The 16,324-nt window shown below is 58.7% G+C and carries 17 protein-coding genes; 4 read left to right on the forward strand and 13 right to left on the reverse strand.

What is annotated here, in order from left to right:
• Nucleotides 1-162: 162 nt before the first annotated feature.
• Together alr and dnaB are read right to left on the reverse strand one after the other, a co-directional pair.
• Nucleotides 163-1,242, reverse strand: coding sequence for an alanine racemase (alr, locus tag KHQ23_RS07470; protein WP_004214117.1), 1,080 nt, complete (start codon nt 1,240-1,242; stop codon nt 163-165).
• A 31-nt stretch (nt 1,243-1,273) separates the two neighbouring features.
• Nucleotides 1,274-2,689, reverse strand: a complete 1,416-nt coding sequence (gene dnaB / locus KHQ23_RS07475) for a replicative DNA helicase (RefSeq protein WP_002884942.1) — start codon at nt 2,687-2,689, stop codon at nt 1,274-1,276.
• 169 nt (nt 2,690-2,858) lie between these two features.
• Here dnaB and KHQ23_RS07480 point away from each other — a divergent pair, with 169 nt between their 5' ends.
• Nucleotides 2,859-3,842, forward strand: coding sequence for a quinone oxidoreductase (locus KHQ23_RS07480; protein WP_002884941.1), 984 nt, complete (start codon nt 2,859-2,861; stop codon nt 3,840-3,842).
• Nucleotides 3,843-4,024: 182 nt separating this feature from the next.
• Here KHQ23_RS07480 and pspG read toward each other — a convergent pair whose 3' ends face one another.
• From pspG to KHQ23_RS07495, 3 genes are all read right to left on the reverse strand, one after another.
• Nucleotides 4,025-4,267, reverse strand: a complete 243-nt coding sequence (gene pspG / locus KHQ23_RS07485) for an envelope stress response protein PspG (RefSeq protein ID WP_009484997.1) — start codon at nt 4,265-4,267, stop codon at nt 4,025-4,027.
• Nucleotides 4,268-4,406: 139 nt separating this feature from the next.
• A complete protein-coding gene (dusA, locus tag KHQ23_RS07490; protein ID WP_002884937.1) occupies nt 4,407-5,405 on the reverse strand; it encodes a tRNA dihydrouridine(20/20a) synthase DusA in 999 nt (332 codons plus the stop codon).
• A gap of 100 nt (nt 5,406-5,505) precedes the next feature.
• Nucleotides 5,506-5,994 carry a cupin domain-containing protein gene (locus tag KHQ23_RS07495; RefSeq protein ID WP_002884935.1) on the reverse strand — a complete coding sequence of 163 codons (489 nt, stop codon included), beginning with the start codon at nt 5,992-5,994 and terminating at the stop codon, nt 5,506-5,508.
• 249 nt (nt 5,995-6,243) lie between these two features.
• Here KHQ23_RS07495 and zur point away from each other — a divergent pair, with 249 nt between their 5' ends.
• Nucleotides 6,244-6,759 (forward strand): zinc uptake transcriptional repressor Zur, encoded by a 516-nt coding sequence (zur, locus tag KHQ23_RS07500; protein WP_002884931.1) that lies wholly within the window; start codon nt 6,244-6,246, stop codon nt 6,757-6,759.
• Between the two features lie 95 nt (nt 6,760-6,854).
• On the opposite strand, the gene KHQ23_RS07505 is transcribed toward zur, so the two are convergent.
• Nucleotides 6,855-7,064, reverse strand: a complete 210-nt coding sequence (locus KHQ23_RS07505; RefSeq protein ID WP_004151747.1) for a CsbD family protein — start codon at nt 7,062-7,064, stop codon at nt 6,855-6,857.
• Nucleotides 7,065-7,129: 65 nt separating this feature from the next.
• Here KHQ23_RS07505 and KHQ23_RS07510 point away from each other — a divergent pair, with 65 nt between their 5' ends.
• Nucleotides 7,130-7,279 (forward strand): hypothetical protein, encoded by a 150-nt coding sequence (locus KHQ23_RS07510; RefSeq protein WP_004219133.1) that lies wholly within the window; start codon nt 7,130-7,132, stop codon nt 7,277-7,279.
• A gap of 19 nt (nt 7,280-7,298) precedes the next feature.
• Here KHQ23_RS07510 and dinF read toward each other — a convergent pair whose 3' ends face one another.
• The 3 genes from dinF to KHQ23_RS07525 form a co-directional block, all read right to left on the reverse strand.
• The gene (gene dinF / locus KHQ23_RS07515; RefSeq protein ID WP_004151748.1) at nt 7,299-8,615 is read right to left on the reverse strand and encodes an MATE family efflux transporter DinF; all 1,317 of its coding nucleotides are present in this window, start codon (nt 8,613-8,615) and stop codon (nt 7,299-7,301) included.
• 69 nt (nt 8,616-8,684) lie between these two features.
• Nucleotides 8,685-9,293: a transcriptional repressor LexA gene (gene lexA / locus KHQ23_RS07520; RefSeq protein ID WP_002884822.1), complete on the reverse strand. Its 609-nt coding sequence runs from the start codon at nt 9,291-9,293 to the stop codon at nt 8,685-8,687.
• A gap of 122 nt (nt 9,294-9,415) precedes the next feature.
• Nucleotides 9,416-9,784, reverse strand: a complete 369-nt coding sequence (locus KHQ23_RS07525; protein ID WP_002884819.1) for a diacylglycerol kinase — start codon at nt 9,782-9,784, stop codon at nt 9,416-9,418.
• 128 nt (nt 9,785-9,912) lie between these two features.
• Between KHQ23_RS07525 and plsB the strand changes: the two genes are divergently transcribed.
• A complete protein-coding gene (gene plsB, locus KHQ23_RS07530) occupies nt 9,913-12,336 on the forward strand; it encodes a glycerol-3-phosphate 1-O-acyltransferase PlsB (RefSeq protein WP_004178269.1) in 2,424 nt (807 codons plus the stop codon).
• 48 nt (nt 12,337-12,384) lie between these two features.
• Here the strand turns inward: plsB and ubiA are convergent, their stop codons facing one another.
• The 4 genes from ubiA to KHQ23_RS07550 form a co-directional block, all read right to left on the reverse strand.
• Nucleotides 12,385-13,251, reverse strand: coding sequence for a 4-hydroxybenzoate octaprenyltransferase (gene ubiA, locus KHQ23_RS07535; RefSeq protein ID WP_002884808.1), 867 nt, complete (start codon nt 13,249-13,251; stop codon nt 12,385-12,387).
• Between the two features lie 12 nt (nt 13,252-13,263).
• Entirely contained in the window at nt 13,264-13,761 is a 498-nt protein-coding gene (gene ubiC, locus KHQ23_RS07540; RefSeq protein WP_002884807.1) for a chorismate lyase, read from the reverse strand.
• A 187-nt stretch (nt 13,762-13,948) separates the two neighbouring features.
• Nucleotides 13,949-14,872 (reverse strand): maltose operon protein MalM, encoded by a 924-nt coding sequence (gene malM, locus KHQ23_RS07545; protein WP_004151749.1) that lies wholly within the window; start codon nt 14,870-14,872, stop codon nt 13,949-13,951.
• A gap of 114 nt (nt 14,873-14,986) precedes the next feature.
• Nucleotides 14,987-16,276 carry a maltoporin gene (locus KHQ23_RS07550; protein ID WP_002884747.1) on the reverse strand — a complete coding sequence of 430 codons (1,290 nt, stop codon included), beginning with the start codon at nt 16,274-16,276 and terminating at the stop codon, nt 14,987-14,989.
• Nucleotides 16,277-16,324 lie beyond the last annotated feature (48 nt).

Here is a 16,324-nt window from a genome sequence, read left to right on the forward strand (position 1 = left end):
GGTTTACATGGGGCAGGTTCTTACACAATAAACCGGATATGACGGCAGGTCGAGAGGATGTTGAGGGGAAAGTGACCGCGCAGCGGTATAAACCGCTTTTTTGAGCGCCGCAGGCCTGGTGCGTACCGGATCAGCCTCTGTGCTATCCGGTACGCCAGAGGCTTAGTCGAAGTATTTCATGGCGACGCGGGAGGTCAGTCGCGTAATAAGTTCGTAAGCACTCACTTTCGTTATCTCGGCGATGCGCTCTACCGGGAGCCCCTCTCCCCACAGCACTACCGCATCGCCGGCCTTATCCTGGGCCTGCGGTCCGAGGTCAACGCAGATCATATCCATCGCCACCCGGCCGACAATCGGCACTTCCCGGCCATTGACCAGCACCGGCGTGCCCGACGGCGCCGCGCGCGGATAACCGTCGCCATAGCCCATCGCCACCACGCCGAGACGGGTATCGCGTTCGCTGATCCAGGTGCCGCCGTACCCGACGGGCTCCCCTGCTTTATGCTCGCGCACCGCAATCAGGCTGGACGTCAGGGTCATCACCGGCTGGCAGCCGAAATCTTTCCCGGTGGAGCGATCGTCCAGCGGCGACACGCCATACAGGATAATTCCGGGGCGCACCCAGTCGTAATGCGATTGCGGCCACAGCAGAATGCCGCCCGAGGCGGCGATAGAGCGCAGCCCCGGTTTGCCTTCGGTAAAGGTGGTGAAGATATCCAGCTGGCGTTCGGTGGCGCCGCAGGTCGGCTCATCGGCGCGCGCGAAGTGGCTCACCACGTTCACCGGCTGGCGGACGTTTTTACACTGGCTCAGACGCTGATAAAACGCCTCGGCTTCCTCCGGGCGCACCCCTAAGCGATGCATGCCGGTATCCAGCTTCATCCACACGGTCACCGGCTCGGGGAGATCGGCTTGCTCCAGCGCCGCCAGCTGTTCGGGGCTATGCACCGCCGTATGCAGGCGCTGGGCGGCGATCACCGCCAGGTCTTCCGCAGCAAAAAAGCCTTCCAGCAGGAGGATCGGCTGGGCGATGCCCCCCGCTCGCAGGCGCAGCGCCTCTTCCAGGCGGGCTACGCCAAAGGCGTCGGCGTCGGTCAGCGTTCGCGCGGTCTCGAGAAGACCGTGTCCGTAGGCGTTCGCTTTCACTACCGCAACCAGTTTGCTGGCGGGCGCCAGTTCACGCAGACGTTGCAGGTTGTGTCGCAGAGCGCGGCGGTTGATAACTACAGTTGCCGCTTGCATTTGAATTCCTTAATAAAAGAAGGCGGAAGGATTACTCATCATCATACTGAGGACCGGCATAATTATCGAAACGCGACCACTGGCCGTTAAAGGTCAGTCGCACGGTGCCGATCGGACCGTTACGTTGTTTACCAATGATAATTTCCGCGATGCCTTTAAGATCGCTGTTCTCGTGATAGACCTCATCACGGTAAATGAACATGATTAAGTCGGCATCCTGTTCGATAGAGCCGGACTCACGCAGGTCGGAGTTGACCGGGCGCTTATCGGCGCGCTGCTCCAGCGAGCGGTTAAGCTGCGACAGCGCCACCACCGGCACCTGCAGCTCTTTCGCCAGCGCCTTCAGCGAGCGGGAGATTTCGGCAATCTCAAGGGTACGGTTGTCGGAGAGCGACGGCACGCGCATCAGCTGCAGGTAGTCGATCATAATCAGTCCGATGCCGCCGTGCTCGCGGGCGATACGCCGCGCGCGGGAGCGCACCTCCGTCGGCGTCAGGCCGGAGGAGTCATCGATATAGATATTGCGCTTTTCCAGCAGGATGCCCATGGTGCCGGAGATCCGCGCCCAGTCTTCGTCGTCCAGTTGACCGGTACGAATGCGGGTCTGATCGACGCGCGACAGCGAGGCCAGAGAACGCATCATGATCTGTTCCGAGGGCATCTCGAGACTGAAGATTAATACCGGTTTGTCCTGCAGCATCGCCGCGTTTTCCACGAGGTTCATCGCGAAGGTCGTTTTACCCATCGATGGACGGGCGGCGACGATAATCAGATCCGACGGCTGCAGGCCGGCGGTCTTTTTGTTGAGGTCGTCGTAGCCGGTATTGACCCCGGTGACGCCGTCATGGGGCTGCTGGAACAGCTGTTCGATACGGGCGACAGTGGCATCGAGGACATCGGCGATGTTCTTCGGCCCTTCGTCTTTGTTGGCCCGGCTTTCGGCGATTTTGAAAACCCGGGATTCGGCGAGGTCGAGCAGATCTTCGCTGGTTCGCCCCTGCGGGTCGAAGCCGGCTTCGGCGATCTCGTTGGCCACCGAAATCATTTCGCGCACCACCGCGCGTTCGCGCACGATGTCGGCATAGGCGCTGATGTTAGCCGCGCTGGGCGTGTTTTTGGACAGTTCGGCCAGATAGGCGAAGCCGCCCACGCTGTCCAGCTGCCCCTGACGCTCCAGCGACTCGGCGAGCGTAATCAGGTCAATCGGGCTGCCGGACTCCTGCAGGCGCGCCATCTCGGTAAAAATATGACGGTGCGGACGGGTATAAAAGTCGTCGGCAACGACGCGTTCGGCGACGTCGTCCCAGCGCTCGTTATCCAGCATTAAACCGCCCAACACCGACTGCTCCGCTTCAATCGAGTGCGGCGGGACTTTCAGCCCGGCGAGCTGCGGATCGCGTTCGCGGGTTTCTGTCTGTGGTTTGTTGAAGGGTTTATTTCCTGCCATAGCCTAACATTTCACCGATCCGGAAAAGAGCGTGACAGTATAGCGAGAAAGCCATTGCCGCTAAAGAACCCATTAAGCGTGGCAGGCCTGAGGCGGGTAAGAAAATCCGTCGCCGCCGGCGCAGGCTGTTAAGCTTACTGAATAATCTCGGAACAACACAGGAGCGAACATGGCAACACGCATCGAATTTTCGAAACACGGGGGACCGGAGGTGCTTCAGGCGGTTGAGTTCACGCCACGCGATCCCGCAGAACATGAGATTCAGGTCGAAAACAAAGCCATCGGCATCAACTATATCGACACCTATGTTCGCAGCGGCCTCTATCCGCCGCCGTCGCTGCCGAGCGGCCTGGGCACCGAGGCGGCCGGCATCGTCAGTAAAGTTGGCCATGGGGTCACGCATATTAAGGTAGGCGATCGGGTGGTGTACGCCCAGTCGGCGCTCGGCGCCTACAGCACGGTACACAATGTGCTGGCCGACAAAGCGGCGGTCCTGCCGGACGCTATCTCCTTCGAACAGGCCGCCGCGTCGTTCCTCAAAGGATTAACGGTCTGGTATCTGCTGCGCAAAACCTATGAAATTAAGCCTGATGAGATGTTCCTGTTTCACGCGGCCGCTGGCGGCGTGGGGCTGATAGCCTGTCAGTGGGCGAAAGCGCTGGGGGCGAAACTTATCGGTACCGTCGGCAGCGCGCAGAAAGCGCAGCGCGCCAAAGAGGCGGGCGCCTGGCAGGTGATTAACTATCGCGAGGAGTCTATCGTGGAGCGGCTCAAGGCGCTCACCGACGGTAAGAAAGTGGCCGTCGTCTACGACTCGGTGGGGAAAGATACCTGGGAGGCCTCTTTGGACTGTCTGCAGCGCCGCGGCCTGATGGTCAGCTTTGGTAACTCCTCCGGTCCGGTGACCGGCGTTAATCTGGGGATCCTGAATCAAAAAGGCTCCCTGTACGTCACTCGCCCATCGCTGCAGGGCTATATCACCAACCGGGAAGAACTGGAGGAAGCCTGCAGTGAATTGTTTTCGCTGATCGCCAGCGGGGTGATTAAAGTGGACGTGGCTGAAAGTCAGATCTATCCGCTGAGCGAAGCGCGGCGGGCGCATGAAGTTCTGGAGAGCCGGGTGACGCAGGGTTCGAGTTTGCTGCTGCCATAAGTTGGCAGAAGGGGCAAAAGTTTAGGGCTTCCACCTGGGAAGCCCTTACTTTTTTTTAGTTCGGCTGTATGTAGGGTACAGCGCGATGAATTCGTTAACGCGCTAATAGTGACAGATTTGCGCAGCAATGCCTACGCGGTTGTCTGCAAAATTGTTCAGGTTGTGACGCACCCCTCAATACCTTAGTAACGCCAACGGTTATTGTCGCGAAAAGCGTTTCCGTTCGGGGATTTCAGCGCCCGAATAACCCACACCGCCGCCACCGCCAGCAGCAGCCACGGCAGTAATTTGATCATCAAGGCGAACAACCCGCCGACGAACATCAGCGCCGTCGCCACCACGATTGCCGCGATAATCCCCAGCAGCGATACGCCGGTGACCAGCAGCATGACAAAAAATCCAATGACAAATAGCAGTTCCAGCATGGTTCTCTCCCCAAAGAATGAATACTTCACTCTGCAGGTATTACAAAAAGCATGCCAACCATAAGCTTTTGACTTTAAAACAAAACGCCCCGCGTCAGTGCGCGAGGCGTGGTCAATTTCACCAGGTTTTGGTCAGAAATTAACGTTTATCGGCCACCAGCTTCAGGGCATGCTCCAGCACCGCAATATCGGCGCCGGCTTTATGCGCATTTTCGCTCAGGTAGCGACGCCACTGGCGAGCGCCGGGGATCCCCTGAAACAGCCCCAGCATATGGCGGGTAATATGGCCCAGATAGGTGCCCTTGCTGAGCTCGCGCTCAATATAGGGGTACATGGCTCGCACCACCGCTACCGGATCGGCATCCGCGCCGGCGACGCCGAAAATTTCGCGGTCGACCGAGGCCAGAATGCCCGGGTTCTGATAGGCCTCACGCCCGACCATCACCCCATCCATATGCTCAAGCTGTACTCTGGCTTCGTCCAGCGATTTGATGCCGCCGTTGATCGCCATCGTAAGGTGGGGGAAATCGCGCTTCAGCTGCCAGACGCGGGGGTAATCCAGCGGCGGGATCTCGCGGTTCTCTTTTGGACTCAGGCCGGAGAGCCAGGCTTTGCGGGCGTGAATAATAAACATCTCACACTCGCCCTTGCCGGAGACTGTCTCAATGAAATCGCACAGAAACTCATAGCTATCCTGGTCGTCAATGCCGATACGGGTTTTCACCGTGACCGGAATCGACACCACATCGCGCATCGCCTTGATGCAGTCGGCCACCAGTGGCGCATTGCCCATCAGGCAAGCGCCAAACATCCCGTTCTGCACGCGGTCGGAGGGGCAGCCGACGTTGAGGTTGATCTCATCATAGCCGCGCGCCTCGGCCAGCTTCGCGCACTGCGCCAGGGCCTGGGGATCGCTGCCGCCGAGCTGCAGAGCAACCGGGTGCTCTTCTTCGCTATAGGCCAGATAGTCCCCTTTGCCGTGAATAATCGCCCCGGTGGTCACCATTTCGGTATACAGCAGCGTATGCCGCGACAGCAGCCGCAGGAAGTAGCGGCAGTGTCGGTCGGTCCAGTCGAGCATCGGCGCGATGGAGAAGCGGTGAGCAGGGAAAACAGGTGACGTTGATTCAGGCATCATGGCGAATAAATAAGCATCCGGGTAAAAAGGGGCGCTACTATAGCATAAAGATACACCACAGGCGCATAGTGCGCCGCGCTTCGCCCCTCACCTGAAATGATTACTTTTTCCGCGGCTTACCGTCGTGTGGACCGAAGAACTGCGGCGGATGGTCAACCCAACGATCCTGGCGCGTCGCGGCATAGCCGGGATTGAGCGGGTAATAAATGCGGTTGTACTTCTTGTTGGCCTCGCCCACCACCAGCAGACGAACTTCCTGCTCGGTGTTATTGAGAAAGGTGTGGCAGATGCCGGTACCAGCGGGAAAACCCACGCTGTCGCCGGGCTCCAGCTTCCAGAGATAGCCGTTTATCCACACTTCCGGATAGCCCTCCAGCACGTAGATGAACTCTTCCTCATCGCTCTCCGCGTGTGGATAAGAGGTGCGCCGCCCGGGCGGCAGCCGCTCGTGGTGGATCCCCAGCCGGTTGAGACGTAAACCTCGCCCCAGCGGCGCTCCGATTGAAAAACGCTCCGGGCTGTCGGGATAAGTAGCATCGTCGGGCCCTTCCAGTTCGCGCCAGTGGCGAATGCAATCAGGTCGTTTCATCGTTTTCTCCCGAAAATGAGACACTTCAGATATAGCATACCCAGGGTCGGGCGTGTTGTGATTAAATCGGACATGGTGGTTTTAGCGAGCGGCTAAGGCGTAGTCTGCTCGAGAATAAGCGGCCAGCGCTCGGGACGGGCGCCGGTGCCGACAACCTGAAGTATGACCCGTATCACCTGCCGGCTCTCGGTGTTTTCTGAGGAACGTGATAAAGTAACAGATTCAAATTCACGCAACCCGAGGATGCTCATGGATAAGACCCCTTCGCAAGAGATGTTAGCGCATGCTGAAAAGCTTTGCGCACAGCGCGGCGTACGCCTGACTCCACAGCGTCTGGAAGTGTTGCGCCTGATGAGCCTGCAGCAAGGGGCAATCAGCGCCTACGATCTGCTGGACTTGCTACGTGAGAAAGAGCCGCAGGCGAAGCCGCCGACGGTTTACCGTGCGCTGGAGTTTTTACTCGAGCAGGGTTTTGTCCATAAGGTAGAGTCAACCAATAGCTATGTGCTGTGCCATCTGTTCGACCAGCCGACCCATAGCTCGGCCATGTTTATCTGCGACCGCTGCGGCGTGGTAAAAGAAGAAGCGGCGGAAGGGGTGGAAGATATCATGCATACGCTGGCGGCCCGCATGGGGTTTGCCCTGCGCCACAATGTGATAGAAGCTCACGGGCTTTGCGCGGGCTGCGTGGAAGTCGAAGCCTGCAGCACCCCGGGACATTGCCAGCACGATCATACTATTCAGCTCAAAAAGAAAGCCCGCTGAGCGGCTGCCGCAGCGGGAAAAAGGGTTAACGGCGCGTCCCTGCGCCATTCAGACAGGCACTAACACAAATGCTTCATTCTTCGGATCAAGGAACGCTACCAGCGATAGTCGTTCTTATGCTCCCAGTCTGAGACTTCTTTCTCAGCCTGATCTTTCTCATAACCGTAACGCTCCTGAATTTTGCCGACCAGCTGGTCGCGCTTCCCTTCGATTACGGTCATATCATCATCGGTAAGTTTGCCCCACTGTTCCTTGGCTTTACCTTTAAACTGTTTCCAGTTACCGCCGATTTCGTCTTTATTCATAATAACGTCCTCATCATTCGGTGGGTTTACAGCCCGTTTTGTGCCGGACATGGTATTAACTATAGATGAGAATGCTGGCGTCGATTCGTTATTCGGAATTTTTAACCATCGCACCGCGGGATAACGCGAAGAGGATGTTCCCGGCCTGCGCCACGCTGAGCCGGGCTATTGAATCGCCCTGTAAACGTAGCGCGACCGGGGAAGGTCACGGCTAGCGGCAATGACGGGAGATGACTAACTAAACCATGTGCCGCGTCGCCAGTGACGACGCCAGATCAGCGCCAGCGACAGGCCGCGCAGGGCGAGGAACACCGCCAGCGCCAGCCACAGACCATGGTTGCCAAGCACCGGTAGCGTAAGCAGCGTCACAGCAAACCCCGCCGCGGCGACCGCCATACTGTTCCTCATCTCAGCGCCGCGCGTCGCGCCGATAAACATGCCGTCCAGCAGATAGCACCAGACGCCGACCACCGGCAGGATCGTCTGCCAGATCAGATAGCGATCGGCCAGCTGCTGCAGGGAAGGCAGTGAGGTTAACAACGCGATAATGTACTGCCCCGCCAGGCTGTAAATCAGGGCAAACGCCAGCGCCACCATGCCGGACTGCCGGCAGGCCGCCCGCCACACCTCCAGCAACTGGCTACCGTCGCGCGCGCCGTAAGCCTGGCCGGAGTGAGCCTCCACGGCATAGGCAAAGCCATCCAGCGCGTAGGCGGTAAAGGTCAGCATGGTCATCAGTACGGCGTTAACCGCCACGATGTCGCTGCCCAGACGGGCGCCGAATACGGTCAGCGCGCCAAAGCACAGCTGCAGCAGCAGAGAGCGCAGCATGATGTCCCGATTCAACGCCAATAAACGGCGCAGATCCCCGCGCCAGGCGTTTTTCAGCATCGCCAGCGACACGCCGCGCAGCGTCAGCACCCGCTTCGCCATCAGCAGGCCAATAATGAGGGTGGCGTACTCCGCGGTGACCGTGGCCAGCGCCGCTCCCTGGACGTTCATCCGCAGGCCCATCACCAGCCACAGATCGAGCACAATATTCAACAGATTACCCACCACCAGCAGAATAACCGGCGCCCGGGCGTACTGGACGCCCAGCAGCCAGCCGAGCAGCACCAGGTTGGCCAGCGAGGCGGGGGCGCTGAGCCAGCGAATTTCGAGAAACCGTCTCGCCTGCTCAAGCACCGCCTCGCTGCCGCCGACAATATGCAGAGCGAGGTCAATTAGCGGCAGGCGAAGCAGGATAATCAGCACCCCGGCGCCCAGCGCCAGGGCCAGCGGCTGCACCAGCGCCCGCGCCAGGCGCTGCGGATCTTTGGCGCCCCAGGCCTGAGCGGTGAGCCCGGTGGTGCTCATGCGCAGGAACAGCAGCAGCATGAAGAGGAAACTGGTGGCCGTCGCCCCGACCGCTACGCCGCCGAGGTATACCGGGCTGTCCAGGTGGCCGATCACCGCCGTATCCACCAGCCCCAGCAGCGGGACGGTGATGTTGGAGAAAATCATAGGGAGGGCAAGACGCCACAGCGCTTTATCGGCAGCGTTGAGCAGCATGTTTGAGGACCTGATTGAGGAAAAACGTCGCAGCGTCACGCAACAGATGACGCTGCGCAGAGGCAGGCGCTACAGCCATTCTCCATTACGGATCACGCCAACGGCCAGACCCTCAATGGTAAAACTCTGCTGGCGCAGATCGACGACGATCGGGGAAAACTCGCTGTTTTCCGGCAACAGTTCAACGACATTGCCCTGCTTTTTCAGGCGCTTCACCGTCACTTCTTCATCGATACGCGCGACAACCACCTGGCCGTTACGCACATCCTGGGTTTTGTGGACCGCCAGCAAATCGCCATCCAGAATACCGATGTCTTTCATCGACATCCCACTGACGCGCAGCAGGAAATCGGCGTTGGGCTTAAACATCGACGGGTCGACCTGATAGTGGCCTTCAATATGCTGCTGCGCCAGCAGCGGCTCACCGGCGGCGACGCGGCCGATCAGCGGCAGGCCTTGCTCTTCTTCCGTCAGCAGGCGAATACCGCGAGAAGCGCCGGAGACGATCTCGATCGCGCCTTTACGCGCCAGCGCTTTCAGGTGTTCTTCCGCCGCGTTTGGGGAACGGAACCCCAAGCGCTGAGCAATTTCCGCACGCGTCGGCGGCATGCCCGTCTGGCTGATATGATCCCTAATGAGATCAAACACCTCTTGCTGCCTGGTCGTTAACGCTTTCATTCCGCCCCCTGGGTGTATATACAGTTATGCTGTGAGTATATACAGCTAACGGTGATTTTGGAACCACATGGCACACAAAAATCGGCGGATTGTTCATATTTTGCGAGGGTTAGCGAAGAACGTTAGTGATAATGGCTCCACAGCAGCGTTCCCCAGGTGATCAGCGCGATGATAATCGCCAGCAGAACCGCCGCCGACCCCATATCTTTGGCGCGCCCTGAAAGCTCGTGAAAATCCGAGCCGATACGGTCCACAACCGCTTCAATCGCGCTGTTGAGAATTTCGACTATCATCACTAGCAGGACCGAGCCAATCAGCAATACGCGGGTGATGGCGTCGACGTCCAGCCAGCAGGCTACCGCGACGGCCACGATAGCGGCGACGCCTTCCTGACGAAACGCAGCCTCGTTGATCCACGCCGCGCGAAATCCTTTCCAGGAGTAACCTGCCGCCTTAATGATCCGGGTTAACCCGGTGGTATTATTGGCCATCACAAAACCTTTTTACGTAAATGACGTCGATGAGTGTGCGCGTTTGCCGCGTGGTAACGGAAATTTTGCCCACTTTCTGTTATTCTTGCCGCGCATTTGCATGATTAACCAGAGGCTTCACATCGTTTATGTCCGGCTGGCAACGAATTTACTATAAATTACTGAATTTACCATTACAGGTGCTGGTAAAAAGCAAGTCTATTCCGGCAGAGCCTGCCCAGGAATTAGGACTCGATACCTCGCGTCCGGTCATGTACGTCCTGCCCTATAATTCGAAGGCGGACCTGCTGACGCTGCGCGCCCAATGCCTGGCGCATGATTTACCTGACCCGCTTGAACCGCTGGAAATCGACGGCGCCCTGCTGCCGCGTTACGTATTCATCCACGGTGGGCCGCGCGTATTTACTTATTACACGCCAAAAGAAGAGTCCATCAAGCTGTTCCACGATTACCTCGATCTGCACCGCAACCATCCGGACCTCGATGTGCAAATGGTGCCGGTTTCGGTCATGTTCGGCCGTTCGCCGGGTCGCGAGAAAGGAGAAGTCAATCCGCCGCTGCGGATGCTGAACGGTATTCAGAAATTTTTCGCCGTCTCCTGGCTCGGCCGCGACAGCTTCGTGCGCTTCTCGCCGTCCGTTTCGCTGCGCCGCATGGCGGATGAGCACGGTACCGATAAGATCATCGCCCAGAAGCTGGCTCGCGTCGCTCGCATGCATTTTGCCCGCCAGCGGCTGGCCGCCGTCGGCCCGCGTTTGCCGGCCCGCCAGGATCTGTTTAATAAACTGCTGGCCTCGAAAGCGATTGCCCGCGCGGTGGAAGACGAAGCGCGCAGCAAGAAAATTTCGCACGAGAAGGCACAGCAGAACGCTATCGCGCTGATGGAAGAGATTGCGGCGAACTTCTCATACGAGATGATCCGCCTGACCGACCGCATTCTCGGCTTCACCTGGAACCGCCTGTACCAGGGCATCAACGTGCATAACGCCGAGCGCGTACGCCAGCTGGCGCACGACGGCCATGAAATTGTCTATGTCCCCTGCCACCGCAGCCACATGGACTATCTGCTGCTCTCCTACGTCCTGTACCATCAGGGGCTGGTCCCTCCGCATATCGCGGCGGGCATCAACCTCAACTTCTGGCCGGCCGGACCGATCTTCCGCCGCCTCGGCGCTTTCTTTATTCGCCGCACCTTTAAGGGCAACAAGCTCTATTCCACCGTGTTCCGCGAATACCTTGGCGAACTGTTCAGCCGCGGCTATTCCGTGGAGTATTTCGTCGAAGGCGGCCGCTCCCGTACCGGCCGCCTGCTCGATCCGAAGACCGGTACGCTGTCGATGACCATCCAGGCGATGCTGCGCGGCGGAACCCGACCGATCACCCTGGTGCCGATTTACATCGGCTATGAGCACGTGATGGAGGTGGGAACCTACGCCAAAGAGCTGCGCGGCGCCACTAAAGAGAAAGAGAGTCTGCCGCAGATGGTGCGCGGTTTAAGCAAGCTGCGCAACCTGGGCCAGGGTTACGTTAACTTCGGCGAACCGCTGCCGCTGATGACCTATCTTAACCAGCATGTGCCGGATTGGCGGGAAGCGATCGACCCGATCGAAGCGGTTCGCCCCTCCTGGCTGACGCCGACGGTGAATAGCATCGCCGCTGACCTGATGGTGCGCATCAATAACGCCGGCGCGGCCAACGCCATGAACCTGTGCTGTACGGCGCTACTGGCCTCCCGCCAGCGTTCGCTGACCCGTGAGCAGCTCACCCAGCAGTTAGAGTGCTACCTCGCGCTGCTGCGCAATGTGCCCTATTCTCCGGATGCGACCGCCCCATCCGCTTCGGCCAGCGAGCTCATCGATCATGCACTGCAGATGAACAAGTTCGAAGTGGAGAAGGACACCATTGGCGACATCATCATCCTGCCGCGCGAGCAGGCGGTGCTGATGACCTACTATCGCAACAATATCGCCCATATGCTGGTGATGCCGTCGCTGTTAGCCGCTCTGGTGACTCAGCATCGTCATCTCAGCCGCGCCGAAGTGCTGCGTCATGTGGAAACACTCTATCCGTTCCTCAAGGCCGAGCTGTTCCTGCGCTGGGAAAAAGCGGAGCTGGCCGGAGTGGTGGATGCGCTGATTGCCGAGATGCTGCGTCAGGAGCTGATCGTCGTCGATGGCGATGTCATGAGCCTCAACCCGTCGCACTCTCGCTCCCTGCAGCTGCTGGCCGCTGGCGCCCGCGAGACGCTGCAGCGCTATGCCATCACCTTCTGGCTGCTGAGCGCTAACCCGGCGATCAACCGCAGCTCGCTGGAAAAAGAGAGTCGCACCGTGGCCCAGCGTCTGTCGGTGCTACACGGCATCAATGCGCCGGAGTTCTTCGACAAAGCGGTGTTCAGCACCCTGGTGTTGACCCTGCGCGATGAAGGCTATATCAGCGACACCGGCGACGCCGAGCCGGAAGAGACCCTGAAGGTTTATCGGATGCTGGCGGATTTGATTACGTCGGATGTCCGACTGACCATTGAGAGCGTCACGCAGGACGACGCGTAACGCGGCGTTTGCTGCCCCCCGGAATGCCGGGGGGCAGCGGACAGGAGGTTACAGATAGCTCATCGCCAGGCCGAGGAACAGCACCAGCCCGACGTAGTTATTGTTCATAAACGCTTTGAAGCAGTTATCGCGGTCGCGATTGAAGATAAGCTTCTGCTGCCAGCCAAACAGACCCGCCGCCACGAACAGCGACCAGTAATATTCCCAGCCCAGCCCATTCAGCCAACCCACCGCGCCCATCAGCGCCAGTACGGCCACCTGCAGGATACCGATAATCAGACGATCGTTTTCGCCAAACAGGATCGCCGTCGACTTGATACCGATCTTAACGTCGTCATCGCGATCCACCATCGCATACTGGGTATCGTAGGCCACCGCCCACAGAATATTGGCGAGGAACATCAGCCAGCAGCTCAGCGGCAGCGATTCGCTGACGGCCGAGAAGGCCATCGGGATCGACCAGCCAAAGGCCGCGCCCAGCACCACCTGCGGCAGATGAGTGTAGCGCTTCATAAACGGATAGACCCACGCCAGCGCCAGCGCCGCCACCGACAGCAGAATGGTCATGGTGTTGAGGGTGAGCACCAACAGGAAAGAGAGCAGCACCAGCACGATAAACAGCGTTCGCGCCTCTTTCTCGGTAACATCGCCGCTCGGCAGCGGACGGCGGGCGGTACGCTTTACGTGACCATCAAATTTTCGGTCGGCATAGTCATTCACCACGCAGCCGGCGGCGCGCATCAGCCAGACGCCGGCGACGAATACCGCCAGGATCCACAGCGGCGGGACGCCCGGCGAGGCCACCCATAGCGCCCACAGCGTCGGCCACAGCAGCAGCAAAGCGCCGATCGGTTTGTCAGTGCGCATCAGGCGATGAAACGCCAACAGCTTATTCTGCGACAGACTCCACTCCATTTTTTCTTCCTCTTAGTACAACGGCGACGCAGGCAAAAAAAGCTCGGTCAGCAGCAGGGGTTTGCCGCTCAGCCGCAGGCGGGAACGACGCCCCCACAGCGCTGCATCGCGACCAATTTCAATAAAATCGCGGGTTAATGTCGACGACGTAAACAGGTATCGGCCCAGCGGAGTTTGCCCGAGCTGCTGTAGCGCCAGTTCCGGACCACACAGCGTCGACTCCGGCGCCACCGTGCGCCCGGCCAGCCAGGGCTCGCCATCGGCATTGAGTATAATCTCCCGCAGCCAGTAGCGCGGCTCGTCGGGCAGCAGCGCCGCTTCGTCAGTCAGCGCGTCACGGCCGATATACCCTTCGTTAACCAGGGTCACGGTGACCTGCTTTCCTTGTTGTTCAAAGCGCTGGGTCATTGAGTCCTCCAGCAGCAGCCAGTCACTTAGCGGCGGCGGCAGGGATGGCATAACGGCAAAATAGCGCAGCGCACGCAGTCGCGTAAGCGCAGGATGGGACATGCCTGATTCTCCGGTACATAACGTGAAAGCATTGTATCGCAGAATAGGCGGTTGGTGGCGGGCAAACGTCAATATACGATCATTCACGCAACAGCCATGCAACAGGCTGCCGCGCGTGCAAAAAAAGGTGCATCCCGGAGGATGCACCTAAAGGCTGTGCCTAAACATCAGCATTGTGGGGAGACGATTACCCCTTGCCTTTTACACTGCTGATAAAGGTGGAACGAGCGGATTTCGAGCCGAGGCGCTCAGCTTCGTTCATCAATTTCAGGGCTTTGTCGATGTCACCTTGTTTCACCGCCTGCTTAATACCATTGTTGAAGTAGGTTTCGGTATCGCTGAGCATCGGTTCGCTTTTGGCGGCCGGCGCCGCGGCGGCGGCTGGCGCGGCTACCGGCGCCGCGGTGTTGCCGACGGTTACCGGACCCGGGCCGGAGGAGCCGAACAGCGGCCCCACCAGCACGCTGGAAGTGCTATTAGTTTTCACTTTCAGCTTCAGCACGCCATCGGTGGTATGTTTAGCGATCGGATCCGGGATATCCGGGGCCGCATTGCCGGCGCCTTTGGCATAGGCTTTCGCCGGATCCAGCAGGGTCGTGGTCTGCTGGAGATCTTTTTCAGTGGTAAACACCAGCACATAGAGCTTTTGCTGGCCCAGCGCCGGGGTCAGGCGCATCACGCCGCCCAGGCGGTCAGCGGTCATCACGCCCGGCTGCTGATAGGTAAAGTAATTGCTGGGGAAGAACGCCGCGGGCGTCATGTTCTGGTCGAGAATCAGCACGTTCGGCGCAAAAATCTGCTTATGTTTGTTCAGTTCGCTGTCGAGCGTCAGGGTCAGCTCACCGATATTGGCCGGCACGCTCCAGGCGGCGACCGGTCCGACGATCCCCGGGACATCCAGGCGTTGACCGCCGGTAGTTAAATCAACGCTCTGCGTCTTTGATTGATCGGCAGGCGTCCAGATCAGCTGCTGCAGCGCGCTGGCTGGAATAGCCGGCGCGGCGCTGGTGTTCTGCGGTACAAAGTTAACATCGGCAAGGCTCATCCCCGGCACGCATGCCAACATCCCTGCGGATAAACACAGAGCGACGAGAGTTTTCTTCATTTTCATTCTTCTCACCTTGGATAGCATCGGTTTAGCGGTAGCCAGGCAATAGCGCGCTAACCCTGAATAATCAGGAGGGGCTGACGCCCCTCCCAGGTTACACCCGTCCTGCGGACGGTATTACCACCACACTTCCATCTGGGCACCGAAGGTAACTTCGCTGTCGTCACCGCGGCTGGAGGTGAAAGCGCCGCTTCCGCTGCTGTCTTTCGTCTGCAGACCGGAGGTGTTGCTGTAGCCCCAGTTTTCATCCCACTTCGCGTAGGTTGCGAAGATACGGATAGCCGGACGAGACCAGACGCTGTTGCCTGCCTGCCACTGTTGAGCCAGAGTAATTTTGTACTGGTTGTTGTTTTCGCTGGTACGCTGGGATTTCACGTTGTCGTAACCGATTTCCAGCTGGGTGCTCATGATCGGCGTCCATTTGTACATCGGACGGACACCCACGGTGTACCAGGTAGAACCGTTCTTGCTGTCCAGATCCACGTCCTGGTACATTGCCACGTACATCAGGCCCCAGTCATCGTTGAAGTCCATCGCGCCGTGATCCAGAACGCGGATCATGCTGCCGTTGTTATCGATGCTGGTCCCCTGAGAGTGGCCGCTGTTCCAGGAGGTCATTGCGTCAGTGGCGTACTGAACCACAAACTTGTTGAAGCCGCCCCAGATAGACTGAGTATGTTCACCGGTCCACATCCAGCCGTCTTTCGACGCGCCGTCTTCCAGGCGATAGTCATCCTGCGGGTTAGCACGGCCGTAATCGACCCCTAACTCCAGCACGCCGCCCGGGTTGGTTTCCAGACCCGCCAGACGGATATCAAAGACGTCGTTGGCAGTTTTCGCAGCATATTTTTTGGTGTCATCGCTGGAGAAAGTATAAGAGCCGCCGCTTTCTGAGTTACGGGTAGCGGCCAGAGAGAGCTTACCGAAGCCAAGGTCAACGTTTTCCAGACCTGCACCCGGGCCGGAGATATCCCAGTAGTAGAAGTCGATCATGTGAACGTCATGACGCTGATAGAAGCGTTTACCCGCCCACAGCGTGGAGCCCGGCAGCCAGTCGATCAGGTTTTTACCCTGGATGTTGGCTTCACGGAACGCCGGAGAGGTGCTTTCCCAGTCATCTTCCTGATTCACGGAATAGGCAACGTTAGTATCGAAATAAAAACTCTTATCCCCTTCCTTCCACAGCTCCTGGCCCAGCTTCAGTTCCGCATAGGTTTCACATTCGTTACCAAGACGGTATTTACTTTGAGCGCCGGTCGCTTTGAAGCACTGTTGCTCGCCGCCGCTGCCGGTCCAGCCAATGCCGGAACGCGCGTAGCCATGGAAATCGACAGCCAGCGCCTGAGCAGACATCACGCCTGCTGCGACGGCGACCGCCAGAGGAAGTTTGCGCAGAGTAATCATCATTCTATCTCCTGAGATCATTGCTTTTCTTTGCACGCTTCGCCGGTATAT

Source organism: Klebsiella sp. 64 (assembly GCF_018223915.1).
Lineage (GTDB): Bacteria > Pseudomonadota > Gammaproteobacteria > Enterobacterales > Enterobacteriaceae > Klebsiella > Klebsiella pneumoniae.